Here is a 22,088-nt window from a genome sequence, read left to right on the forward strand (position 1 = left end):
GGCCGGGCCCGGCGTGGGCCCGGCCGGGGCGACCTCTCAGCCGGCCCTGCGCAGCGAGACGGTCGGGAAGTCGACCGGCACGTCCAGGGCGATGTTCACGTAGTTGGTGAACAGGTTCAGCGCGACCTGGGCGATGGTCTCGACGATCTGCTCGTCGTCCCAGCCGTGCTCCCGCAGCTTCCCGACGTCGGCGGCCGAGACCTGGCCGCGCTCGTTCACCAGCTTCAGGGCGAAGTCGAGCAGGGCCGCGACCTTCGGGTCCTCGGACCGGCCGTCCTGCGCGGCGCTGAGCGCGTCCTTGCTCAGGCCGGCCTTGCGCCCGAGCGCGGTGTGGGCGGCCAGGCAGTACTCGCAGGCGTTGCGGTTGGCCACCGCCACGGCGATCTGCTCACCGAGGGCGGGCCCGAGCGTGCCCCCGCCGAAGGCGCCGAACGCGCCCCACAGGCTCTGCAGGGCGGCCGGGGAGTTGGCCACCGCCTTGAACATCGCCGGCACGGTTCCGAACGCGGCGTTGATCTGGTCCAGCTGCTCCTTGACCGGGCCGGTGGCGGACTCGCGGTCGACGAGCGGGACGTTGGCCATGACAGGCTCCTTGTTCTTGTTCCTCGTCCCACCTGATCGGTGGGCCGTGAGACAAGACTGCAGCCAGCGGCCGGACGATACGTGCCAGAAAGTCTTCACTTCTTAGCCGATCGTCCTAGACTGGCCCGGTGAGCGACTTCGACCGCATCTCGCCGCTGCTGCAGATGTTCCGGGTCAGCACCAGCCTGTTCCACACCGGGCCCCTGTGCGGCGTGACCACCTTCGCCGCCCAGCCCGGCCGCGGGTTCCTGCACGTGCTGCGCCAGGGCGAGATGGCGGTGACCCACCAGGAGCCCGGAGGTGGGCTGCAGCGCCTGGAGATCGACCGCCCCACCCTGCTGTTCTACCCACGCCCACTGGAGCACGCCTTCCACAACGCCCCCACCGAAGACTCGGACTTCGCCTGCGCCGCCCTCGACTTCGACGGCGGGCCGACCCACCCGATCGTGCGCGCCCTGCCCCCGGTGATCGTGCTCCCGCTCGCCGACGTCGCCGGGCTCGACCCGGCCCTGCAGCTGCTCTTCGACGAGGTCGACCAGGTGCGCTGCGGCCGCCGCCTGGTCGCCGACCGCCTCTTCGAGGTGGTCCTCATCCAGCTCCTGCGCTGGATCCTCGACCACGTGAACGAACTCGGCCTGCCCTCCGGCCTGTTCACCGGGCTGGCCGACCCCCGCCTGGCCCCGTTGCTCCTGGCCCTGCACGAATCCCCTTCGCAGAACTGGGATCTGGAGACCATGGCCCGGGAGGCCAAGATGTCCCGCAGCGCGTTCGCCGCGCACTTCAAGAAGCAGATCGGCCTGGCCCCCGGCGAGTACCTCACCCAGTGGCGCCTCACACTGGCCCAGCAGCAGTTGCGCGCCGGCGCCCCGGTGGCCTCCGTGGCCGCACACCTCGGTTACGCCAACGCCTCGTCCTTCTCCCGGGTCTTCACCCAGCACCTGGGCAGCTCCCCTCGTGCCTGGGTGGGTTCCGGTGGCGCTACGCATGAACAAACTGCTCTCTGACGACACTTTGTTCATGCGCAGAGCCGGGACGTGATCGGGGGATCATGAACGGATGGCGGAGGAACTGGACGAGAGCCTGGTGCGGTCGGCGCAGGCCGGCGACATGGCCGCGTTCGCGGTGCTGGTCGAGCGGCACCGGGCCGCTCTGCGGGCCACCGCGATCGCCCTGCTCGGATACACCGACGACGCCGAGGACGCGGTGCAGGACGCTCTGCTCACCGCCCTGCAACGGTTACCCGAGCTACGCGAGCCCAGCGCCGTCGTCCCCTGGTTGAAAGCTGTGGTGCGCAACAACTGCCGCCAGCAACTGCGTGCACGCAAGGCGGTGCCGGTGGCCGACCCCGGACTGCTGCTGCCGCCGGTGACTTCGCCTGGCGAAGAGAGGCTTGAGCAGGCCGCCACCGCAGACTGGATCCGCCGCGGCCTGGACGGGCTGTCGGCGCCGATCCGCGAGGTCATGATGCTGCGCTACTTCAGCGGGGTCACGCAGTACCGGCAGATCGCGGCGTTGTGCGGCATCTCCCCCGACACGGTGGCGAGCCGGCTCCGGGACGGGCGGAGGGCCCTGGCCCAGCAGCTCCGGCAGACCGCGGAGGCCTCGTTCGACGAGGCCGGGGCCCGGGCCGAGGCCTGGCACCGGGAGTCGGCCCAGATCGTCGGGTCGATGCTCGACGGCAGCTTCGGCACGGTCGTCGAGGACTGGTACCACCCGCACGCCCTGGTCGATGTCATGGGCCTCATTCACGGCGACCGTTCGCTGCTGCTGGACATGCTGGACTGGACGTTCAGTGCAGACGTCGGGGTGCGGCTGCATCACACGATGTCCAGCAAGGACGTGCTGCTGTGGGAGGCGGACTTCGTCAATCCGCCGTCGGACCCGGAGCACTGCCCGCCCACCATGGTTGCGCTGTTCAGCCTGGAACAGGGCCGGGTGGCGCGGATGGGTATCTCCTACGGCACGCACCATCCGGGCTGAGACCCGGATCACAGCAGATTCGGCGCAGTTTCCGGCGACCTGCGGCATCCAGTCCCGTCCGCCCGAGAAGACGAGCGCATTGGAGACTGAACCATGTCCGAGCAGCAGCCGCCGCTGATCGAGGCCCTGGGGGCCCGCGGCGTGATCCGCGAGTGGGCGAAGGGCGCGCAGACGCTGGCCATCCTGGAAGCCGTGCACCGGCTGGGCTGGCTGGACACGCTGCGTGAACCCACCCCGCTCCCCGACCTGACCACACCGTCCTGGGCGCCCGAGCGCACCCAAGGCGTGACAGACGTCCTCAAGCAGGTCGGTGTGGTGACCGAGACCGCGGGCGCCTACCAACTGACGCCCGCGTTCGCCGCCTTGGTCAACGGGGCCTCGGGGGTAGATCTGGAGAGTGTGCTGGCCTCGGTGCGCCTCGACCTGGCCGCCCTGGAGAAGCTGGACGGCACGGTCCCTGACCTGACCGGCACCGAGGCGTTGATCGTGGCCAAAGATTCGGGGGTTGTGGCCGATCCGGTGACGCAGATGCTCTACCGGTCTGTGTACGCGGCAATTCCCGAGGTCGAGGCCGAATTGGCCGGTGGCGGGCCGATGCTCGATCTGGGCTGCGGTATCGGCGGAGCGCTGCTGACCACGGCGCAGCTGTATCCGCACCTGAAGCTCCTCGGCGTGGACATCGTGCCCGAGGTTGTGGCCGAGGCCGAGCGCCGCCGCGACGAACTGGGCCTGACCGAGCAGGTGCAGTTGCGGTGCGCTGATGCCCAGACGCTCGACGAGCGGGCCGTTTTCAAGGTGGCCTACTGGGCGCAGGCGTTCTTCCCCGACAACAGCCGGCCCGGCACGCTGAGCGCGCTGCGCCGGGCGCTGACCGCCGACGGGCTGCTGGTGTTGCAGGAGCAGCCCGCCGGCCCGACCGATGTGGTGCAGCAGGGGCTGCGCGGGATCGCGGCGGGGCGTACGGCCGAAGAACTGGCGGCGGAGGCCCGGGCGGCCGGGTTCGTGCTGGTGCGTCAGGTGACCACCAACCTCGGCAATCTCGCGGTGATGCGCAACCAGCAGCAGTAGTTCGGGCGGGCCGCGACGGTATCTGGTCGTCGCGGCCCTTTCGCTCCCCTTTCGACTGGCCTTCCGCAGGCTTTCGGGGGCGCATGCTGAGGTTTACGTCATGCCGGATTCTCGCCCTCAGGCCCGGGCCTGCGCCCGATGACCTTCCTCTCCCCGTGGTTCCTCCTGCTCCTGGTCCCCCTGGCCGGGTTCTTGGTCGCCGCGCTCTTCGTCAGCCGCCGGCGCCAGCACTTCGCCGCCCGCTTCGCCTCCCCGGACATGCTGCAACGACTCGTTCCCGAACGACCGGGCTGGCGCCGCTCGCTGACCGGCGGCCTGGGCCTGGTGTCGCTGGTACTGCTCGTGACCGCGGCGGCCCGGCCGGAGGCGGACGTGCGGGTGCAGCGCGAGCAGGCCACCGTCATGATCGCGATCGACGTGTCCGGCTCCATGCGCGCCACCGACGTGGAGCCCAACCGGCTCGAGGCGGCCAAGGCGGCGGGCATCCAGTTCGTGGACCAGCTTCCGGACGAGTACCGCATCGGCCTGGTCTCTTTCGAGGGCTTCGCCACGGTGCTGGCTTCTCCGACGACCGATCACGCGGCCGTCCGCCGCGCCCTCACCGGCCTCTCGCTCGGGACCTCCACCGCCATCGGCGAAGGACTCTTCACCTCACTCGAGCAGGTGCGCGACCTGCAGACCCGGCTCACGCCCACCGATCCTGCCCAGACGGAGGAGATCCCGGCGCGGATCGTCCTGCTCTCCGACGGAACCAGTATCAATGGACGTCCTCCCGAGGCTGCCGCCGCAGCGGCGGCGAAGGCCGGGGTCCCGGTGTCGACGATCGCCTACGGCACCCCCGAAGGCGTGATCGACGAGGGCACCGAGCGCGAGCGGCGCGTACCGGCCGACGCCGAAACCCTGGCCCGGGTGGCGGATCTGACCGGCGGAACGGCCTACCAGGCCGAGAGCGTGGAACAGCTGCGGCAGGTGTACGACGACATCGGTTCGTCGATCGCCTGGACCACCGAAGCCCGCGAACTGGCCCCCTATTTCGCTGCCGGCGCGTTCCTGTTCGCCCTGGTGGCCGCCGCCTTCTCGCTGCGGTGGTTCGCCCGGCTGATCTGACCGGCTACAGCTCGGCGGCGGTTCCGGTCACCCGGACTCGTCCGTCGTCGGGGATCTCGACGCTGATCAGTGAGGGGCGGCCGGCTTCGGCGCCCTGCCGGACCTCGATCGTGGCCGGGGTGGGCAGGTGGCCGCCGGCGCGCAGGTAGTAGCCCAGGCTGGCGGCGGCCGAGCCGGTGGCCGGGTCCTCGCGGATGCCGCCGCGCGGGAAGGGGTTGCGTGAGTGGAACTTGTCCTCGGCGAGGCGGTGGACCACCGGCACGGTGCCGTCCCAGCCGTTCTGGTTCTGCAGATTGAGGACGGCCTGGTCGTCGTGGTCGAGTCGGTCCAGTACGCCGGTGCGCACGAAGAGCAGGGGGTGCGGGTTGCCGCCCTGTACGAAGGCCGGCGGGAGTTCGGGGTCCAGGTCAGCGGGGGTCAGTCGCAGCGCAGCCAGTAGCGGGGTGAGCTGGTCGTCGTTCAGGGGGTGAACGGCGCTGTCGACCGCGGTGAGGGTGGCGGTCTCGGGAGTGACGGCGACGGGTACGTCTCCGCGCAGGGCGGTGGTCAAGGTGACCGTCGGGGCGGATCCGCGGCGGGCCAGGGCCACGCCGGAGGCGATGGTGGCGTGGCCGCAGAAGGCGATCTCGGCGCGGGGCGTGAAGTAACGCACGTGCGCCGCGTCGGCACTGATCCGGGACAGGAACGCGGTCTCGCTGAACCCCAGATCGGCCGCGATCTGCGCCATCTGCGTCTCGGTGAGGTCGTCCGCACCGGTCACCACCCCGGCCGGGTTGCCCGAGAGCGGATCCGTCCCGGGGGTGGTGAAGGCGCGGAACCTGAGGATCTCCATGGTCGGCGACCGTAGCCCGGCGCAAGATCGTTCTCGCGGGCCAATCGGGCAGTACTGGCCTGGAGGTGAGCTGCTGTAATGAGCGGCGTGACGATCAGACTGCGCGCGCTGGAACCGGACGACCTCGACTTCGTGCACACGCTCAACAACGACTCGAAGATCATGACGTACTGGTTCGAGGAGCCCTACGAGTCGCTGCAGGAACTGCGGGAGATCTACGCCCAGCACATCCACGACAACCGCGAGCGGCGCTTCGTCATCGAGGCCCCCGAGGGCGTGCGGGCCGGGATCGTCGAACTGGTGGAGATCGACTACATCCACCGCACCGCCGAGTTCCAGATCATCGTGGCGCCGGGCTTCCAGGGCCGGGGCTACGCCCGCGAGGCCACCACGCGGGCCCTCGACTACGCCTTCGCCGTGCTCAACCTGCACAAGGTCTACCTGATCGTCAGTGTGGAGAACCCCAAGGCGATCCACATCTACCAGCAGGCCGGCTTCGTCACCGAGGGCGAGCTGCGCGAGGAGTACTTCGCCGACGGCCGCTACCGCAACGCCCTGCGGATGGGGATCCTGCAGCACGAGCACCTGGGCAGGACCGACCGCGAGAGCTGACGCCCGCAGCTCGCCAGGAGCCGGTGCGAGCGCCGCTCAGCCAACGACCTCACGGGGACAGATCCAGCACCCGGACGGGGCGACCGGCCCACTCTTCCGGCCGGGTGGTGGCAACCACCGCCCCTTCCGGTAACTCCGGGGAAGGCCGGGCAGCGTGAAGCGTGTGCGAGGCCGCCCACTCCTGCGAGTCCGCCACCGGCAGTGCAGCAGCCAGATCCAGAGGAAGGACCTCGAGGTTCGGCAAGGCCGCGATGTGCGCTCCGGTACCGGGACGCGTTCGCTCAGCCTCGACCAGGGCACAGGCAGCCACGTAGATCCGGGCGATCGGAGCCTCCTCGTCCGGATCTGCATCGTCCTGGCCCCGGGCGGGCATCGGATGCGCCTGAGCGATGAGCGCAGAAGCGAGTGCGTTGCCTCGGCCCGCGGCCACGAGCGCGGAGTCGTCGAAGATGATGTGTAGCATCTGCACCCAGTGCCCTGATGCCGGGCTCACCGCTGCACGGACGGCAGCGCACGCAGCCGGCGGTTGAGCTCCGCGCGGGCGTCGGCAGCGCTCTGCGCAGACGGGTCGTAGCCGTTCCACTCCTGGAGAACCGCCCGAGCCCGCTCGGCGCGCTCGGCCAGCTCCGCAGGGGTTGCGACTTCTGCGGCCAGGCGGGACAAGTAGGCCCTCAACGAGAGGCCCTGAGCCGCAGCGACTGCGGCCAGACGGTCTCTCGCCTCTTCAGGTAGCCGGATATTCGCATCGGCCATGCCGGACCTCCCTGGATCGTCCGCGCCAGGGTACGGGTACGCATGCGCACCCACAAGAGCTTGTCTTGACCGAACCATCTGGGAAGCAGATACCGATCTTGGAACGGAATTTCCGCTCCATTAGCGAAAATGCCTTTCATAGGTTCACCCGAATGCTCAGCGCGCAAAACTTGCACGACGTGCAATACTTGCAGGTATGGAAGCGAAGCAGGGTGATCTGCGGCAGCGGCGCCGGAAGGCGACGGAGCGGGAGATCCACGAGGCCACCCTCCGGCTGGTCGGCGAGCACGGGTTCGAGCACGTCACCGTCGACATGATCAGCAGCGCGGCCGGCATCTCGCGGCGCACCTTCTTCAACTACTTCCCATCGAAGGAGGCGGCCGTCATCGCCGGGCCGACGGTCCTGCCCGACGACGCGCTGGCCGAGTTCCTGGCCCAGCCCGGGCAGGAGCCGGTGCAGGTGCTGCGCGACCTGACCCGGCTGCTGCTGCGCGAGTTGTCGGAGAACCAGCCCCAGCGCGAGGAGCTGAGCCAGGTCATGGAACTGGCTCAGCAGCATCCGGCGCTGATGGCGGCCATGCTGACCAACTTCGAGCGGTTCGAGCGGAGCGTGGGCGAGGTCGCCGCCCAGCGCCTGGGCCTGGACCCGCTCGACGTGACGCCGGTACTGATCACCTCGCTCGCCTTCTCGGCGATCCGGACCGGTCTGCAGAGCTGGTCGCGCAGCCCGCACTCCTCACCGGACCTGCTGCCCCAGGTCGAGCAGACCGTGGCCCTGTTCCACAGCTTCCTCGCCCCCTGAGGCGAGATCCCCGCGCGAAGGCGCGCACCCCCGTCCTCAATCTTCTTTTCCGGAGAGTTCCACCATGGCCGAATCACTGCCGGCCGCGCGAGCACCGCAGAACAGCGGGCCTTCCGAGGTTCCCGCCAACTTCTGGGTGATCTTCAGCGGTCTCATGCTCACCATGCTGCTGTCCGCGCTGGACCAGACCATCGTCAGCACCGCCCTGCCCACCATCGTGGGTGAACTGCACGGCGTGCAGCACATGGCCTGGGTGACCACCGCGTACATCCTGGCCGCCACCATCGCGATGCCGGTCTACGGCCGCATCGGCGACCTGATCGGCCGTAAGACGCTGTTCCTGTCGGGCATCGGGATCTTCCTGGTCGGTTCCACCATCGCTGCACTGGCGCAGGACATGACCTGGCTGATCATCGGCCGGGGTATCCAGGGTCTGGGCGGCGGTGGCCTGATGATCACCTCGCAGGCGATCATCGCCGACCTGGTGCCGGCCCGTCAGCGGGCCAAGTACATGGCGCCCATCGGCGCCGTCTTCGGTCTCTCCTCCGTGGCCGGCCCGCTGCTGGGCGGCTGGTTCACCGACAGCATCGGCTGGCGCTGGGCGTTCTGGATCAACCTGCCCCTGGGCATCCTGGCCCTGGTGGTCTGCGCCGTGGTGCTCAAGCTGCCCAAGCGCCAGGTCCAGGCCCGCCTGGACGTGGTCGGCTTCGTGCTGATGGCCGCGGCCGTGACCAGCACCGTGCTGGTGGCCGACTGGGGCGGCACGGAGTACGACTGGACCGACCCGATCGTGCTGGGCACCGGCGCCGGCGGCATCCTGGCCTGGGTCCTGTTCTTCGTCTGGGAGTCGCGCGTCGAGGAACCGCTGATCCCGCTGCACCTGTTCCGCAGCCGCATCTTCAACCTGGCCACGCTGATCGGCATGATCGTGATCGGCGTCGGGATGTTCGCGATCATCGGCTACCTGCCCACCTACCTGCAGATGGTCTACGGCGTCAGCGCCACCGAGTCCGGGCTGCTGCTGATCCCGATGGTGGTCGGCATCATGTCGGCGGCGATCCCCTCGGGCAACGCGATCAGCCGCACCGGCCGCTACCGCTGGTACCCGATCGCCGGCGTCGCCCTGGTCATGGTCGCCGCCCTGGCCATGAGCACCCTCACGGTGGACACCGTGCTCGCCCTGATCTGCGTGTACGTCTTCATCCTGGGCGCCGGCCTGGGCCTGATGATGCAGACCCTGGTGCTGGCCGTGCAGAACGACTTCCCCGCCTCGGACGTCGGCACCGCCACCTCGGCGAACAACTTCTTCCGGGAGATCGGCGCCACCCTGGGCATCGCGGCGGTGGGAGCGGTGTTCACCAGCCGCCTGACCGACCAGCTCGCCCAGCGTCTGGACGCGTCCTCGGCCCAGGCCGTGGGCAACGCCGACTCGCTGACCCCGGCCCTGGTGCACGCCCTGCCCCAGGCCGCCCAGGACGCGGTGATCGCCTCCTACCAGCACGCCCTGACGCCGGTGTTCCTGTACCTGATCCCGATCTTCGCGGTCGGCCTGGTCCTGGCCTTCCTGCTGCCGGAGAAGGAACTGTCCGACGGGCACGTGGCCGAGCCGGACGCCGATCCCGTGGTCGAGGACGCCCGGGTGTGAGCGACGGGGACCGGGGACGACGCGCTCGCGTCGTCCCCGGTTCCTGCTTTGCCCCTGGTCGGTAGGGTCGTGGCCGTGGACCTTGAACTGGGTGGGCGCGTCGTTCTGGTGGTGGGCGGTACCGGGCTGATCGGGCGGGCGGTGGTGGGCCGGCTGCGGCAGGAGGGCGCCACGGCGCTGGTCGCCTCGCGGCATGCCGAGGAGGGGCTGGTGATCGATGCGCAGGATCAGCAGTCGGTGCAGGCCGGGTTCGCGGCGGTGCTGGAGCAGCACGGCCGGCTGGACGGGCTGGTGGTGACGGCGGCGCCGAGCGCGCAGACGCTCGATCCGGCGCGTAACTCCGATCCGGAGCAGGTGCTGGAGGCGGTCGATGCGAAGGCGTTGTCGTTCCTGCGGCTGGTGAATGCGGCGCTGCCGGTCATGACCGCCGCCGGTTACGGCCGGATCGTCGGGATCAGTGGGCAGAACGCCTTCCTGACCGGCAATGTGACCGGGGCGGTGCGCAATGCGGCGCTGATCGTGGCGGCGAAGAACCTGGCCGACGGGGCCGCCGGGTCGGGAGTCACGGTGAACGTGGTCAATCCGGGGCCGGTGACCGAGGATCCGGCGGCCGAGGTGCAGCCGGGGCGTCCGGGCGAGTCCAGTCCTGAGCAGATCGCGGACCTGGTCACGTTCCTGATTTCTCCGCGCGCGGGCGCGATCTCGGGTGAGTCGATCGCCACCGGGCATCGGGTGCGGGGCACGACCTCACTGTGATCCGCCGGTCATCTGCTCCACGCTGCGCAGGGCGGTGGCGAAGATGGTCAGCACCGGGTTCACCCCGCCGTTCGTGACGTGCACCGAACCGTCCATGATGCGCAGGTTCTCGTGCCCCCACACCCGGCCGTACTCGTCCACCACCGAGTTCGACGGGTCCGAGCCCATGCGCAGGGTTCCGGCCTGGTGCTGACCCCCGGAAGGACCTTTCCGCGCTCCGCCGAACTCGGCAACGTTCACCGCTCCGGCCGCTCGCAGCCAGGCGCCGCTCGTCCGGCTCGTGGAGTCCCGCGCGCGTAGGTCTTCGGGGTGGATGCTGCCGCTGAAGCGCGCCACCGGCACACCGAAGGGGTCGCGCACGTTCTCGTCCACCCGCACCCGTGATTCGGCCGAGGTCATCTCCTGCACCGGGCCCATGAGGCGCAGGCTGCGGCGTACGTAGCGGCGCATGCCCTCCTTACTCGCCGGGCCGGTGCGAGGGATGAAGCCGGCGCTGACCAGGTACCAGTAGGTGTTGGCCGGTGTGGCCACGAACTCGTCGGCGATGATGCCGCCACCGACGATGTCGCCGTTGTGATGGCGGTAGTCGGTGGTGGCGATCGACGGGCCCGGACCGATCAGGTCTTCGACCACATCCTGAAAAAGCCCGAGGGCACCGCCGTAGACGTGCCCCTGCAGGTGGCGCCCGACGAGGTCGTTGTTGTTGCCGATGCCGTCGGGTTCGCGATCGCTGCGGCTGTTGAGCAGCAGTCGTGCCGACTCCACCGCCCCGGCCGACACCACGATCTCGGCGGCGTGGATGTCGCGTCGCCACACCACCCCGTCCACCTCGCCGACGAGAGTGGCCCCGACAACGCGCCCATGGACGTCCGTAAGCAGTTGAGAAGCTCTTGTGCCCAGGACGATCTGCGCCCGGCCGGTGGCGAAAGCCCGCGTGAGCATGGTGTTCTGCGAACCGTTCTTGGCATCGTCGGGGCAGGAGAACCCGATACACAGGTTGCACCGTGAGCAGGCACGACGGCCCAGGTAGGGCCGTGAATTGATCAGTAGGGGCACAGGCACGGTGCCGAAGCCCAGAGACTCGGCGGCCTGGGCCAGGCGCTCCCGCCGAGATCCGCTGGACAGCGCTGGCATTGGAAGCTCGCGAGCGCGGGGACCGGCCCAGCGACCGTCGTGCGGGCCTCCACTGACTCCGATCTCCCACTCGGCGCGTTCGTAGTAGGGCTCGAGGTCCTCGTAGGAGATCGGCCAGTCTCTGAGCGCACTGCCCTCCGGCACCCCGTAGGTGGAGGCCATGCGGAAGTCGAGCGGGCTGAAACGCCAGGCCTGGGCGCCGTAGACGCGGGTGCCACCACCGGCGGTGAAGGCGTTGTTGTTCCAGGACCCGTCCAACGGCGTTACTATTTGGCCGTTTTCGAGAACCCGTACATGTTCAGCATCCGTTGGACCACTCAGCGGTGCGAGACCCCAGTCCGAACGAGGGTTCCGCAGATGATCGCGATGCAGTTCGTCGATCGAGGGCCACTGGCCCGCCTCCACCACCAGCACCCGCCGACCGGCCTCGGCCAGACCGCAGGCGGCCGCCCCGCCACCGGCACCCGAGCCGATCACGATCGCGTCGTAACGACTTTCGAGATCCCGCGGATGGACGATCGTGCGCGCGGCTTCGGCGGCGGGTACCGGATCGGGCCAGCCGCCCAGCGGTTCGGCCTGCCAGCCCACCATGCGCCACGAGGCCGCCCCGGCGTTACCGCCGTTCGCCGGATCGGCGTAGTAGCCGCCCGCGACCATCTCGGCGAACCAGTCCCAGTGTTCGCTCGCAGTCGCCTCCCGGGCCACTGCCTGCAGGCGCTCGATCCAGTCGGGGCGCTCGGCCAGCAGTGAGGCCAGGAACCCGGCGCCCCCGGCCTGGGAGGCCGAGGGGTACTCGTCGGGCGGGATCACCTGGTCCATCAGTGTGCCCAGGCGTTCCCAGGTGGCCTCGTCGAGCGGATTGGCCGGGGACACGGGCGGCTCCTTCGTGGCAGGACCTGGGGTGCCCCCAGCCTAGGCTCGAGACCGGCCCTAGGCTTCAGGCCGGCGCGGCCAGGGGATCGGGAGCCTGGCGGGTACGGCCGGTCTCGGTGGCGACGGCCAGTCCCTCCCGGACCCAGTACTCGAATCCGCCGATGAGTTCCTTGACCGCGGTGTAGCCCCGGGTGGCGAGATCCAGACCGGCCTTGGTGCTGCCGTTGCAGCCGGGCCCCCAGCAGTACACGACGATCGCGGTACCGAGGTCGGGTGCCACCTCGCCGATGCGTTCGAGCAACTGCGGGCCGGGGATGTGCACTGCCCCCGGGATGCGTCCGGCCCGCCATCCCTCCTCGGAGCGCACGTCGATGACCAGGGGCGCGGCACCGGCGGCCCGGGCTGCGGCGAGGTCGGCCGGGTCGGTCTGGAAGGCGAGTTTCGCGGCGAAGAAGGCGGCGGCTGTGAGCGGGGTTTCCATGCCTCCAGACAACCTGAGGACGCCGGTGGGCACCATGGGCATCCCACGGCACCTACGGCTTGTGGCCGTGGATTCGCTGGTAGCTTGCGCAGCATGTCGACGAATCCACGGCCGTCACTGGATGCGACCGATCATCGCATTCTGGAGGAGCTGCAGGAGGACGGCCGGATCTCGGTCGCCGACCTGGGCCGGGCCATCAGCCTGTCGGCCAGCGCGACCACCGAGCGCCTGCGCCGGCTGACCGACAGCGGCGTGATCGTGGGCTACAGCGCCGTTCTTGATCCGGAGGCCCTGGGCTACAGCGTGACCGCGTTCGTCCGGCTGGCCTACCCCAGTGGCAACTACAAGCCGCTGCACGACCTGCTCGACGTGACCCCCGAGGTGATCGAGGCGCACCACGTCACCGGCGACGACTGCTTCGTGCTCAAGGTGCTGGCCCGTTCCATGCGTGACCTCGAGCGGATCACCGGCAGGCTGGCCACGCTGGGCGGGATCACCACCAACGTCGTCTACTCCAGCCCGCTGCCCCGGCGGAACCTCGCCCCCGCCTGACCCTTACCACTCGAGTGCCCTCGCCGGGCAGTCGGTCCGGCAGCCCTTTCCTCTCAGAAGCCGGGCACCTTGCCGCCAGAGCGCACGAACACCGGCATGGTGTCGAGCGTGCTCGTGATCTCGGCCGTGGTACCGCCTCGGTACTTCTTGCCGGTGAAGCCATCGGTCCAGGTGCTGCCGGGTGGGAACCAGACCGACGTGGTGGCGCTGGTCCCCGGGGAGGTCACCGGGGCGACCAGGAGGTCAGGCCCGTACAGGTACTGCGTTCCCGCGGTGGCATACGCCTCCTGCTCCTTGGGGTAGGCCAGGTACAGCGGGCGTGTGATCGGGGTGCCGGTGCGGGTGGCCTCCTGAGCCGCCCTGTAGGTGTAGGGCAGCAGGGTGCGGCGCAGCTTCAGGAACTTCTTGGCCGATGCCTCCGCAGCCGGCCCGTACTGCCAGGGCAGCCGGTCGCTGTGGTTGGAGTGCAGCCGGTCGATCGGCTGGAACGTGCCCAGCTGCACCCAGCGGGCGTACAGGTCGTCCGGCAGCTTGGTGCTCCCCGGCTCCGAACCCGGCTCCTGCAGTCCGCCGGTGTGACCACCGATGTCATGGCTGACCGCCGCCAGCCCGGTCGCTACTCCCTCCCCCGGCGTGTAACCCACCTGCGCCTGCAACGACGCCCAGCTCGAGGTGGTGTCCCCGGTGAAGTGCAGCGTGGTCCGCTTGTCCGCCCATGGACCGGTGGGCAGCGGCGCCGGGTTCCCGTACCCGCCGGCCTGCAGCGAACCGTACGCCCGGCTGAACGCGAACCCGTTGCGATCGGCGTACTGCTGGTTGATCCAGGCGTCCGGGGTGACCCCGGGCAGCGTGGACTGGGAGGCATCGCAGCACCAGTCCAGCCACCAGAAGTCCACGCCGTAGCTCTCCATCTCGTCGTGCAGCTCGAGGTAGGAGGCCAGCTGGTCGGAATCACCCCAGTCGAAGGTGTAGCAGTCGGGCCCGCCGTTGCATCCGGTGCGGGCCAGCTTGCCCTTGGCCCTGTCCTGCGCGGCCGCGAACTGGGGGTCGTTGCCCATGATGCTCGGATGGATGTTCAGGGTCGTGTGCAGCCCCTCCTTACGGGCCCAGTCGAAGAAGCCCTTGGGGTCGGGGAACTTGGTCTTGTCGATCGACCAGCCGTTCCACAGGTCGGGGGTCTTGTAGTCGGTGTCGACCACGAGCACGTCCAGCGGCACCCCCTCGGCCTTGAAGCGGGGCACGATGACGTCCTGGAAGTCGGCGGCCGTACGGTCGTAGTACTCCGCGTACCAGACGCCGTAGGCCCACTTCGGCAGCAGAAGGGTGGGCCCGGTGAGCCTGCCCAGGTCGGCGAGCGCGGCGTCGTAGTCCTGCCCGTAACCGAAGACGTAGCCGTCCTGGTAGCCGCCCGGGACCGCGGGTCGCTGGGTGACCTTCTTCGACTTAGGCTGCCACAGGGCCGAAGCCGTGTCGTCGAGCAGTGACCAGCCGTCGTGGAACAGCAGGCCCGGCACGGTCCGGGCCACTCCGTCGACGCCGTCCAGGCCCCGCCGGTAGCCCCCCAGCGGTGCGTGCGGCGCCAGCAGCGGGGAGTCGGCCTGGGTGAACGCGACGGTGTCGAGGTTGATGTGGCAGCTCGCCTCGGTCGGGCAGCCGATCTTCACCTGGTTCGTTCCGGCCGCGAGCTGGACCGGCGCGGCGACCGTACGCCAGTAGTCCCAGCCGCTGGTCGGTTTCAAGTCGATGAGGGACGCTGGTGAACCCTCGGTCTGGGCACTCACCGAACGCGTCTGGACGGGTTGAGAACCCGCCTTGCCGTTGGCGTACCGCAGTTGGATCCGGTAGGAACCGGTTCTGGGCACATCGGTCACGGTCAGCGTGTCCGAGGCCGTCACACCTTCCAGCCCGGCGACGAAACTGCCCTGGGAGGCGCCGTTGTGATCATCCGCCTTCTTCGCGCCGCCGGCGAGCTCGCCGCCGTCGGCCTCACAGACGTCCCCAAATGCGCAGGGCTCCGGTTCTGGCGGTCCCGGTGCCGGGTACGCGGCCCCGGGCTCCTGGACGGCGACGCTGTCGACGTTCAGGTTTCCCGATTCGGCCGGGCCGCGAACGATCTTCACCTCGTGACGGCCCGCGCTCAGTTCCAGGGGCACGGTGACCACCGACCAGGCGTTCCAGGCGGCAGTAGGCGGCAACGTGAACTGACGGCCCGCGTCGCCGTCCACCACCGCACGCAGGGTGCGCTCGGTGATCTGGCCGTCGCCACCCTGTGCGTTCGCGTAGCGCACGGCCAGCTGGAACGTCCCCGCCGAGGGCGCCTCGACCGAGAAGCGCAGGAAGTTGCCGGACCCCTCGTAGCCGGCCACGAAACCGTTCCCGGTGTAGCCGGAATGGTTGACGGCCGAGGCAAGTCCGTTCAGCGAGAGTGCCTCCGCCTCACAGAGCCGTCCGAACACACAGTTCACCGCCCCCTGACCGGCCCACGGCGAGGCCTCCACCTGCTGCCGGCCGGCTTTCAGGCTGATCTGCAGGTTCTCCCCGGTGAACTGGCCCGAGCCGACCTTGTAGCGCAGGAGCAGCTCTCCGGTGTCGATGTTCAGCCAGCCCTTGGACGTGCGGGTGGTGAAGCGCGGGGTCCGGAAGGTGTCGCGGCCGACCACGTTGAAGGTCCCGGCATCGACGAACGCCTGGTTGCCCGCGTACTCGGTGCGGATCAGGGTCGGCGAGAGCACCTGGAAGCGTGCCTGACCGGAGATCACCGCCTGGGCTCCGGCGACGGCGTGGGCGTTCGGTACGAACGCGACTGCGGGGAGCAGCACCGCCAACGCGATGCCGAGCAGCATCCACATCGGGCGCCTTCGTGAACCGGGCATCCTTGCCCCACCTCTCGGCGCTCGCCGTCGAGCGCGGAATAGCTACACGCGTTGGTGCCAGCATTCTTATCGCGACAGGGCAACGATGTCCATAGTCGGGCAAATCGGTGAATAATGGGGCGGGGCCTGGCTGTGGTGGCAGGGCCAACTGCCAGACGTAGGCTCGGAGGCATGAGCGTCACGTTCCGACTGGACAACCGCTTCGCCCGGGAACTGCCCGAGATGGCGATTCCCTTCACCGGCGATGCTGCCCCCGCGCCTCGGGTGCTGGTGCTCAACGAACCCCTTGCTACGGAGCTGGGTCTCGACCCGGCCTGGCTGCGCAGCGACGAAGGGGTGCAACTGCTGCTGGGCAGGAGCGTTCCCGAGGGCGCCACCCCGGTGGCTCAGGCCTACTCCGGGCACCAGTTCGGCGGGTTCTCGCCCCGGCTGGGCGACGGGCGGGCGCTGCTGCTGGGCGAACTGACCGCCGCTGACGGCAGCCTTCGCGACCTGCACCTGAAGGGCTCCGGGCGTACGCCTTTCTCCCGCGGGGGCGACGGGCTGGCGGCGGTCGGCCCGATGCTGCGCGAATACGTGATCAGCCAGGCCATGCACGCCCTCGGCATCCCCACCACCCGTTCGCTGGCGGTGGTGGCCACCGGGCGTCAGGTACAGCGCGAGACCCTTCTGCCCGGTGCGGTGCTGGCCCGGGTGGCGAGCAGCCACCTACGGGTCGGCAGTTTCCAGTACGCGCGAGCCACCGGAGATGTGGAGCTGCTCCGCCGCCTGGCCGACCACGCCATCAACCGGCACCACACCAGCGCCGCCCAGGCCGAGCGTCCTTACTTGGCTCTGTTCGAGGCGGTGGCCGCTGCGCAGGCCACCCTGCTGGCCCGCTGGATGCTGGTCGGGTTCGTGCACGGCGTGATGAACACCGACAACATGACGATCTCGGGCGAGACCATCGACTACGGCCCCTGCGCCTTCGTCGACGCGTACGACCCGGCCACGGTGTACAGCTCGATCGACCACGGCGGCCGTTACGCCTTCGGCAACCAACCGGGTATCGCGGAGTGGAACCTGGCCCGCCTGGCCGAGACCCTGCTGCCCCTGATCGACGACGACCAGGACAAGGCGGTCGAGCTGGCGGTGGAAAGCCTGAAGGGCTTCGCCGGGCAGTACCAGAACGCCTGGATCGTCGGTATGCAGGCCAAGCTGGGGCTGTCCGAAGGCCTGGACGACGTGCTGGTTGCCGAGCTGATCGCCGAGCTGCTGGGCCTGCTCCAGACCCACCGGGTCGACTACACCGCGTTCTTCCGCTCCCTGTCCGGTGCAGCCCGTGGTGACGCCGAGCCGGTCCAGCGGCTGTTCCCGGAGCCGGCGCTGTCGGACGAGTGGCTGTCCCGGTGGAGGGCTCTGAACCCGCAGGCCTCGCTGATGGACACGGTGAACCCGGTCTACATCCCGCGGAATCACCTGGTCGAGGAGGCTCTGAGCGCGGCCACCAGCGGGGACCTGGCCCCGTTCGCACAGCTGCTCGAGGCAGTTGCAGCTCCTTACGACGAGCGGGCCGGGCTGGAACGGTACGCGGAGGCCGCGCCGGCCGACTTCGGGGCGTACACCACGTTCTGCGGTACCTGAGCATCGGCCGGCTGCTCAGCTCAGGTCGCCGACCAGGCGACAACGGCGGCCACGTCAGGAAAACTCGGTCAGAAGGCCTCGTCGTACAGGGAGCGCAGCTCAGTCGACGCCACGCCGCTGTACCCGCACCCCCGCACCTGGCCGTCCACGGCGGCCACCAAATACGTCTCCCCTTCCGTAAAACTCGTGCCTCCGAGCAGAGACTCGCTGGCCCCGCTGGTCTGCTCGACCTCCAGCACATCGAACTGGGGACCGGCCCAGACGTGCGAAACCGCCAAGGCGACCACCCCGTCACTGATGGTGCGGACAGTTGCCTCCACCGCGACGTCCACTGTGCGTAGTTCGGCCGCCTCCGGGGCGGGGCATTTGCTATCTGCCCCGGAACCGTCGAGCACGACCCGCTCGGTCACGGGTGACTCGGCCTGCACACCGGGCTCGGATTCACCGCTCAGATTGACCACCACACCCGCCACGACGGCCGCCGCGAGACCGGCTGCAGCGGCGGACCACCCGACCCGACGACCCCGCGAAGGTGGCCTGAACCGCGAAGGAGACGGAACCTCGTCCATGATCCGGTCGGCCAACGCCGAGACACTCTCGGCCGGTAGAGGTGGCAGTGACCGCGCGGGATCGGCTCCGCGCAGTTGCTCGCGCAGTTCGTCGTCGGACGTCATCGCTGCCTCCTCTCCTTCGCCGGGGTGTCGTGGCCGCCCGTATCGCCGGACGACTCCAACTGGGCCCGCAGCCGTTCTCGCGCCCGGTGCAGCCGGATCGTGGCCGCGTTGACCGAGATGCCCAGCACCTGGGCGATCTCCGGGGCCGTCAGGTCCTCCCAGGCCCACAGCCGCAGCAGTTCCGCGTCCTGCGGCCGCAGCAGTTCCAGAGCAGCACTCAGATCAGGGGACGTGTGGTCACCGGTCGGGCGCGGAGGGTCAAGGACGGCGATGCGGGCCACCAGGCGATCCTGGCGACGCCGGCTCCGCTCGGCGTTGGCCAGGCAGTTCCGGGCCACCCCGTAGGCCCAGGGCAGGGGCTGCTCGGGCACCTCGTCCAGACGCCGCCAGCACACCAACAGCGTCTCGGAGAGCGCGTCCTCGGCGGTCGCCGGGTCAGTGCGCCGCGCCAGGAACCGCCGTAACGGCTCCATCAGCGCGGCTATCAGGCCCTCGAACTGTGCCCGCCGCTCGTCGCGACCCACTGAATCCACGCCTCCGTATGTCCAACCGGACGGGGATCCTTTCACCTGTGCATACGGAGGCCGAACCTAGCTTCCCGCGGACGGGAACGCCGCGTCGTAGCTCTCCTGCAGCGATGGGTCATCAGCCACGCCGCTCAGGCAGTCGGCCACGTCCCCGTCAGAAACCGTGAGCAGGTAGGTACGTCCCACCTCGAAGTCACCGCCGCCGCTCAGAGCCTCGGAGAAGTCGCCCCGCTGCCGCAACCGCACCTCGCTCCCGGGCTCGCCCTTGAAGGTGCGGGTGACCTGCAGGCCGGCCAGACCGTCGGCCAGGCCGGTGACCTCCCCGGCGAAGACCAGATCGGCTTCTTGCAGATGGCTGGGCTCAACCGGGCGGACGCACTTGGCCGCCACTCCTCCCACCTCGAACGTCGGGATCTCCGAGGCCGGGGAAGCGGCGACCGTGGCCACAGTTGTGGTGGCCTCGGCCGGACCGGGGCGGGTGAGCAGGTAGCCACCCACGGCGACGGCCATGACGGTGGCCAGGGCGATCGCAATGAACCAGGGCTGAGGAGTGGGGCGGCGGGTCATGACTTCCTCCTGAGGTTTCGCTCTCTACGTCCCCCTCATGTCCGCCGTCGCACCCCTTCTTTCACTCACCGGCCGTCATTCTGCGGGCGCTGGGCTCTCGTTCCCGTCCTTGTCCAGGACGTGCTCCTGCCAGTACGAGTACCACTGGTCGTCGACCTTCTCGGGAACCTTGCCCTCGGGGTATCTGACATATCCCTCGCTCGGCTCCTGCCCGTTCGGTTCGCAGGCCGACCCGGTGCTACCGATCGCCGCGACCGGGTACTCGTCGTCCGTGCAGACACTTTCCCCAGACCCACAGGCGGTGAGGGAGAACAGCGCAACCAGCGCTCCGCCGACTGCCACCCTCGTTCCGGACCGCTTGCTCATGATGTTCTCCTCTGGTTCGTCGTTGGCCAGGACAACACTGCCGCCCGGAGCGCCCTCGCCGCGTCCGTCCACCGGCCCATCGACCCGATGGCTCCCTCAGCCTTAAGTCGGAAGCGCTCTCCGGACCGGCCACTCCTGACCGTTCGGTGGATATTCCTCGTTTTGTCTACGTGTATCCGTTCACCTGCCTCACGATCATCAGGCGCAGTGATCCCTGACCGTGCTGCCAGACGCCCCGACCGGCATCGACAGAAGTGGGACCTGCGTGATGGATTCGCCATGGGTGTTTCCCCCTGGAAGCTTCCTGGCCCGGCTGCAGCCGGAGACCCGCGAGCACCTGCTGCAGCTGGGGCGTCGAAGGCAGTTCGCAGCCGACGGAGTGCTGATGCGCGAGGGCGAGGACGCCCATGAGGTGGTGCTCGTGCTGGACGGCTACGTGAAGATCACCGCCACCACCGACGGCGGCCGGGGGCGCTCCGCCTTCCTGGCCATCCGTGGCACCGGAGACGTGATCGGCGAGCTCGGGGCGATCGAGGGCGACGTGCGTACAGCCACCGCGATCACCGCCGGCGCGGTGATCGCGGTGGTGATCCGGGCGCGCACGTTCGTCGAGTTCCTGACCAGGTACCCCGACGCCCAAGCGGCCGTCAGCGCGGTGACCGCCGGGCGACTGCGGGCGGCCGTGCGCCAGCGACTGGGCCACGTCGACGGTTCGGTCCGCGGGAGGCTGGCCCGGGTCCTGCTGGAGCTGGTGAGCCACTGGGGAATGCGCAGCGGCGACCGCGTCGGCATCGCGGTGGCGCTGAACCAGTCCGAACTGGCAGCCCTGGTCGCAGCCGACGAGCGTTCGGTGAACAAGGTGCTCGCCCAGTTGCGGGACGCGCAGATCATCGGGACCGGCTACCGGCAGATCTTCGTGCTCGACGAGGCGGAACTGCGGCGGATCGCCTCGGATCTGTGAAACCCGCAGAAAGTCGGTGTCGGGCCGGGCCGGCGGGCCCAGGCTGACGGCGTCCCCTCTCTGGCCCTCGGAAAGGACCGGCGCGCCATGAACGATGCCGCAGTGGGAGTCCGCCGCCTGTGTGTCCTGGTGCGCGGGGCCCCGGGAGACCAGGAGGATCTCGTCGGCCTCCTGGGCCGGGCCGCGCTCCAGATCCGGATGGAACGGCTCTACTGGCAACCGGATCCGGCAGGACCGGTGCTCGGGGCGTTCCCACCCGGGGTCGACGAGCCCGACGTTCTGGCCGCTCTGGTCCAGGCCGTACGGCGGCTGGTCGACGAGGACGACCGATGGCGACTGACGATGGTGGTGAACGAGGGCCTGACCTATCTGGACGCCGCCGGGATCTCCGGCCCCACCGTGGATTTCATGCAGAACCTGCTCACTCCGGTGACAGACGCAGCTCCTCTCACGATCGTCACCCCTCGCCACCTGTACGACGAACTGGCTCGCGCAACCGGCGTCATCGCGGCGCCGGCGCGGACCACGTCCCTGTACGTCTCCGGCCAGCCGGTTGCGGTCCGGATCGAGACCCCCTGAGCGCCCCATTGCGGCATTCGCACGAACGCCGCAAAAGGTCGGTGTTCGCCCCGCGGCGGGCGGGTAGACCTTTCATCGTCACAGCACCAGCTGACCGAATCCGAGGAGGAGCGGTGCGACTGGCTTTTCTGGGCAAGTGCGGGGCGGGGAAGACCTCCCTGATCAACGGCCTGACCGGGCTCTCGCTGCCGACCGGGAACTTCCGGGCGACGACACTCGACGTCCAGCAGGTCCGGGCGAAACTGATTCGTCCCTCGTGGGACCCACCGCTGGAGGTGGAGATCCTCGACACCCCGGGCTTCGGTGAGAGCCTGCAGACCGAATCCACCTACCGGCAGCAGTACCGCGACCTGCTGCCCACCGCCGACCACGTGGTCTGGGTGGTCGCGGCGCACCCTCGGGTGTTCCGGCCGGACCAGCTCGCCCTCGCCGACCTGGACCACGAGATGCGGGCCGGCACGAGCATCACCCTGGCCATGACCCACGCCGACGAGATCGGCCCGAACGACTGGGACGCCGGGACCGACCGGCCCTCCCCCGGACAGGAGCAGGCCCTCGCCGACCAGGCGGCGAACCTGCTGCAGAAGTTCTCGCCCTACACCTCCCGACTCTCGGCCCAGGACGTCATCGCCTGTTCCAGCGCCCGGCAGTGGGGGCTCGACCGGGTCGGCCAGAGGATACGCCGGGCGCTCGACCAGCTGGCCGGAACATCCGCAGAACACGGAGGAATCGACTGATGGA

The 22,088-nt window shown here is 69.5% G+C and carries 24 protein-coding genes; 13 read left to right on the forward strand and 11 right to left on the reverse strand.

Features of this window, described 5'->3' with window-relative positions:
- Positions 1-36 precede the first annotated feature (36 nt).
- Positions 37-582, reverse strand: a complete 546-nt coding sequence (locus tag QSK18_RS09995) for a carboxymuconolactone decarboxylase family protein (RefSeq protein ID WP_285618089.1) — start codon at positions 580-582, stop codon at positions 37-39.
- 128 nt (positions 583-710) lie between these two features.
- On the opposite strand from QSK18_RS09995, the gene QSK18_RS10000 reads away from it, so the two are divergent.
- The 4 genes from QSK18_RS10000 (at position 711) to QSK18_RS10015 (ending at position 4,737) form a co-directional block, all read left to right on the forward strand.
- The gene (locus QSK18_RS10000) at positions 711-1,586 is read left to right on the forward strand and encodes an AraC family transcriptional regulator (protein WP_232812764.1); all 876 of its coding nucleotides are present in this window, start codon (positions 711-713) and stop codon (positions 1,584-1,586) included.
- Between the two features lie 52 nt (positions 1,587-1,638).
- Positions 1,639-2,562 carry an RNA polymerase sigma factor gene (locus QSK18_RS10005; protein ID WP_285618090.1) on the forward strand — a complete coding sequence of 308 codons (924 nt, stop codon included), beginning with the start codon at positions 1,639-1,641 and terminating at the stop codon, positions 2,560-2,562.
- A 93-nt stretch (positions 2,563-2,655) separates the two neighbouring features.
- Positions 2,656-3,630 carry an SAM-dependent methyltransferase gene (locus tag QSK18_RS10010; RefSeq protein WP_285618092.1) on the forward strand — a complete coding sequence of 325 codons (975 nt, stop codon included), beginning with the start codon at positions 2,656-2,658 and terminating at the stop codon, positions 3,628-3,630.
- Between the two features lie 138 nt (positions 3,631-3,768).
- Positions 3,769-4,737, forward strand: a complete 969-nt coding sequence (locus QSK18_RS10015; RefSeq protein WP_232812767.1) for a VWA domain-containing protein — start codon at positions 3,769-3,771, stop codon at positions 4,735-4,737.
- A 4-nt stretch (positions 4,738-4,741) separates the two neighbouring features.
- On the opposite strand, the gene QSK18_RS10020 is transcribed toward QSK18_RS10015, so the two are convergent.
- Entirely contained in the window at positions 4,742-5,569 is an 828-nt protein-coding gene (locus QSK18_RS10020; protein ID WP_285618095.1) for a PhzF family phenazine biosynthesis protein, read from the reverse strand.
- Between the two features lie 78 nt (positions 5,570-5,647).
- Here QSK18_RS10020 and speG point away from each other — a divergent pair, with 78 nt between their 5' ends.
- Positions 5,648-6,181, forward strand: a complete 534-nt coding sequence (gene speG / locus QSK18_RS10025) for a spermidine N1-acetyltransferase (RefSeq protein ID WP_232812769.1) — start codon at positions 5,648-5,650, stop codon at positions 6,179-6,181.
- A gap of 49 nt (positions 6,182-6,230) precedes the next feature.
- Here speG and QSK18_RS10030 read toward each other — a convergent pair whose 3' ends face one another.
- Together QSK18_RS10030 and QSK18_RS10035 are read right to left on the reverse strand one after the other, a co-directional pair.
- A complete protein-coding gene (locus QSK18_RS10030) occupies positions 6,231-6,644 on the reverse strand; it encodes a PIN domain-containing protein (protein WP_352396520.1) in 414 nt (137 codons plus the stop codon).
- 26 nt (positions 6,645-6,670) lie between these two features.
- Positions 6,671-6,934 carry a hypothetical protein gene (locus QSK18_RS10035; RefSeq protein WP_232812771.1) on the reverse strand — a complete coding sequence of 88 codons (264 nt, stop codon included), beginning with the start codon at positions 6,932-6,934 and terminating at the stop codon, positions 6,671-6,673.
- 196 nt (positions 6,935-7,130) lie between these two features.
- On the opposite strand from QSK18_RS10035, the gene QSK18_RS10040 reads away from it, so the two are divergent.
- The 3 genes from QSK18_RS10040 (at position 7,131) to QSK18_RS10050 (ending at position 10,137) form a co-directional block, all read left to right on the forward strand.
- The gene (locus QSK18_RS10040) at positions 7,131-7,736 is read left to right on the forward strand and encodes a TetR family transcriptional regulator (RefSeq protein WP_232812772.1); all 606 of its coding nucleotides are present in this window, start codon (positions 7,131-7,133) and stop codon (positions 7,734-7,736) included.
- Between the two features lie 64 nt (positions 7,737-7,800).
- Positions 7,801-9,381: an MDR family MFS transporter gene (locus QSK18_RS10045; RefSeq protein ID WP_232812773.1), complete on the forward strand. Its 1,581-nt coding sequence runs from the start codon at positions 7,801-7,803 to the stop codon at positions 9,379-9,381.
- Positions 9,382-9,456: 75 nt separating this feature from the next.
- A complete protein-coding gene (locus QSK18_RS10050) occupies positions 9,457-10,137 on the forward strand; it encodes an SDR family oxidoreductase (RefSeq protein WP_232812774.1) in 681 nt (226 codons plus the stop codon).
- On the opposite strand, the gene QSK18_RS10055 is transcribed toward QSK18_RS10050, so the two are convergent.
- Complete coding sequence (locus QSK18_RS10055; RefSeq protein ID WP_285618103.1) at positions 10,129-12,144, reverse strand: GMC oxidoreductase; 2,016 nt, start codon at positions 12,142-12,144, stop codon at positions 10,129-10,131. The two genes, QSK18_RS10050 and QSK18_RS10055, sit on opposite strands and share 9 nt — an antisense overlap.
- A 64-nt stretch (positions 12,145-12,208) precedes the next feature.
- Positions 12,209-12,625 carry a rhodanese-like domain-containing protein gene (locus tag QSK18_RS10060; RefSeq protein ID WP_285618105.1) on the reverse strand — a complete coding sequence of 139 codons (417 nt, stop codon included), beginning with the start codon at positions 12,623-12,625 and terminating at the stop codon, positions 12,209-12,211.
- Positions 12,626-12,718: 93 nt separating this feature from the next.
- Between QSK18_RS10060 and QSK18_RS10065 the strand changes: the two genes are divergently transcribed.
- Positions 12,719-13,177, forward strand: a complete 459-nt coding sequence (locus tag QSK18_RS10065) for an Lrp/AsnC family transcriptional regulator (protein ID WP_232812777.1) — start codon at positions 12,719-12,721, stop codon at positions 13,175-13,177.
- A 53-nt stretch (positions 13,178-13,230) separates the two neighbouring features.
- Here the strand turns inward: QSK18_RS10065 and QSK18_RS10070 are convergent, their stop codons facing one another.
- A complete protein-coding gene (locus QSK18_RS10070; protein ID WP_232812778.1) occupies positions 13,231-16,050 on the reverse strand; it encodes a TIM-barrel domain-containing protein in 2,820 nt (939 codons plus the stop codon).
- A 171-nt stretch (positions 16,051-16,221) separates the two neighbouring features.
- Here QSK18_RS10070 and QSK18_RS10075 point away from each other — a divergent pair, with 171 nt between their 5' ends.
- Entirely contained in the window at positions 16,222-17,673 is a 1,452-nt protein-coding gene (locus QSK18_RS10075) for a protein adenylyltransferase SelO (protein ID WP_285618110.1), read from the forward strand.
- Positions 17,674-17,741: 68 nt separating this feature from the next.
- Here the strand turns inward: QSK18_RS10075 and QSK18_RS10080 are convergent, their stop codons facing one another.
- The 4 genes from QSK18_RS10080 to QSK18_RS10095 all read right to left on the reverse strand — a co-directional run bounded on the left by QSK18_RS10080 (position 17,742) and on the right by QSK18_RS10095 (position 19,807).
- Positions 17,742-18,347: a hypothetical protein gene (locus tag QSK18_RS10080; protein ID WP_285618112.1), complete on the reverse strand. Its 606-nt coding sequence runs from the start codon at positions 18,345-18,347 to the stop codon at positions 17,742-17,744.
- Positions 18,344-18,880 carry an RNA polymerase sigma factor gene (locus QSK18_RS10085; protein WP_232812781.1) on the reverse strand — a complete coding sequence of 179 codons (537 nt, stop codon included), beginning with the start codon at positions 18,878-18,880 and terminating at the stop codon, positions 18,344-18,346. Before QSK18_RS10085 ends, QSK18_RS10080 begins: the two co-directional genes overlap by 4 nt.
- A 57-nt stretch (positions 18,881-18,937) precedes the next feature.
- Positions 18,938-19,441 (reverse strand): hypothetical protein, encoded by a 504-nt coding sequence (locus tag QSK18_RS10090; RefSeq protein ID WP_232812782.1) that lies wholly within the window; start codon positions 19,439-19,441, stop codon positions 18,938-18,940.
- A 75-nt stretch (positions 19,442-19,516) separates the two neighbouring features.
- Positions 19,517-19,807 carry an SCO0607 family lipoprotein gene (locus QSK18_RS10095; protein ID WP_232812783.1) on the reverse strand — a complete coding sequence of 97 codons (291 nt, stop codon included), beginning with the start codon at positions 19,805-19,807 and terminating at the stop codon, positions 19,517-19,519.
- 283 nt (positions 19,808-20,090) lie between these two features.
- On the opposite strand from QSK18_RS10095, the gene QSK18_RS10100 reads away from it, so the two are divergent.
- From QSK18_RS10100 to QSK18_RS10110, 3 genes are all read left to right on the forward strand, one after another.
- Entirely contained in the window at positions 20,091-20,768 is a 678-nt protein-coding gene (locus QSK18_RS10100; RefSeq protein WP_232812784.1) for a Crp/Fnr family transcriptional regulator, read from the forward strand.
- Positions 20,769-20,855: 87 nt separating this feature from the next.
- Positions 20,856-21,347 carry a hypothetical protein gene (locus tag QSK18_RS10105; protein ID WP_285618116.1) on the forward strand — a complete coding sequence of 164 codons (492 nt, stop codon included), beginning with the start codon at positions 20,856-20,858 and terminating at the stop codon, positions 21,345-21,347.
- Between the two features lie 113 nt (positions 21,348-21,460).
- Positions 21,461-22,084, forward strand: a complete 624-nt coding sequence (locus QSK18_RS10110) for a GTPase (protein WP_232812786.1) — start codon at positions 21,461-21,463, stop codon at positions 22,082-22,084.
- Positions 22,085-22,088 lie beyond the last annotated feature (4 nt).

This window comes from Kineosporia sp. NBRC 101677 (genome assembly GCF_030269265.1).
Classification (GTDB): domain Bacteria; phylum Actinomycetota; class Actinomycetes; order Actinomycetales; family Kineosporiaceae; genus Kineosporia; species Kineosporia rhizophila.

Coding starts and splice junctions, on each gene's coding strand:
- QSK18_RS09995 (WP_285618089.1), bottom strand. CDS start 582: ATGGCCAACGTCCCGCTCGTCGACCGCGAGTCCGCCACCGGCCCGGTC.
- QSK18_RS10005 (WP_285618090.1), top strand. CDS start 1,639: ATGGCGGAGGAACTGGACGAGAGCCTGGTGCGGTCGGCGCAGGCCGGC.
- QSK18_RS10010 (WP_285618092.1), top strand. CDS start 2,656: ATGTCCGAGCAGCAGCCGCCGCTGATCGAGGCCCTGGGGGCCCGCGGC.
- QSK18_RS10015 (WP_232812767.1), top strand. CDS start 3,769: ATGACCTTCCTCTCCCCGTGGTTCCTCCTGCTCCTGGTCCCCCTGGCC.
- QSK18_RS10020 (WP_285618095.1), bottom strand. CDS start 5,569: ATGGAGATCCTCAGGTTCCGCGCCTTCACCACCCCCGGGACGGATCCG.
- speG (WP_232812769.1), top strand. CDS start 5,648: ATGAGCGGCGTGACGATCAGACTGCGCGCGCTGGAACCGGACGACCTC.
- QSK18_RS10030 (WP_352396520.1), bottom strand. CDS start 6,644: ATGCTACACATCATCTTCGACGACTCCGCGCTCGTGGCCGCGGGCCGA.
- QSK18_RS10035 (WP_232812771.1), bottom strand. CDS start 6,934: ATGGCCGATGCGAATATCCGGCTACCTGAAGAGGCGAGAGACCGTCTG.
- QSK18_RS10040 (WP_232812772.1), top strand. CDS start 7,131: ATGGAAGCGAAGCAGGGTGATCTGCGGCAGCGGCGCCGGAAGGCGACG.
- QSK18_RS10045 (WP_232812773.1), top strand. CDS start 7,801: ATGGCCGAATCACTGCCGGCCGCGCGAGCACCGCAGAACAGCGGGCCT.
- QSK18_RS10060 (WP_285618105.1), bottom strand. CDS start 12,625: ATGGAAACCCCGCTCACAGCCGCCGCCTTCTTCGCCGCGAAACTCGCC.
- QSK18_RS10065 (WP_232812777.1), top strand. CDS start 12,719: ATGTCGACGAATCCACGGCCGTCACTGGATGCGACCGATCATCGCATT.
- QSK18_RS10070 (WP_232812778.1), bottom strand. CDS start 16,050: ATGCCCGGTTCACGAAGGCGCCCGATGTGGATGCTGCTCGGCATCGCG.
- QSK18_RS10075 (WP_285618110.1), top strand. CDS start 16,222: ATGAGCGTCACGTTCCGACTGGACAACCGCTTCGCCCGGGAACTGCCC.
- QSK18_RS10080 (WP_285618112.1), bottom strand. CDS start 18,347: ATGACGTCCGACGACGAACTGCGCGAGCAACTGCGCGGAGCCGATCCC.
- QSK18_RS10090 (WP_232812782.1), bottom strand. CDS start 19,441: ATGACCCGCCGCCCCACTCCTCAGCCCTGGTTCATTGCGATCGCCCTG.
- QSK18_RS10095 (WP_232812783.1), bottom strand. CDS start 19,807: ATGAGCAAGCGGTCCGGAACGAGGGTGGCAGTCGGCGGAGCGCTGGTT.
- QSK18_RS10105 (WP_285618116.1), top strand. CDS start 20,856: ATGAACGATGCCGCAGTGGGAGTCCGCCGCCTGTGTGTCCTGGTGCGC.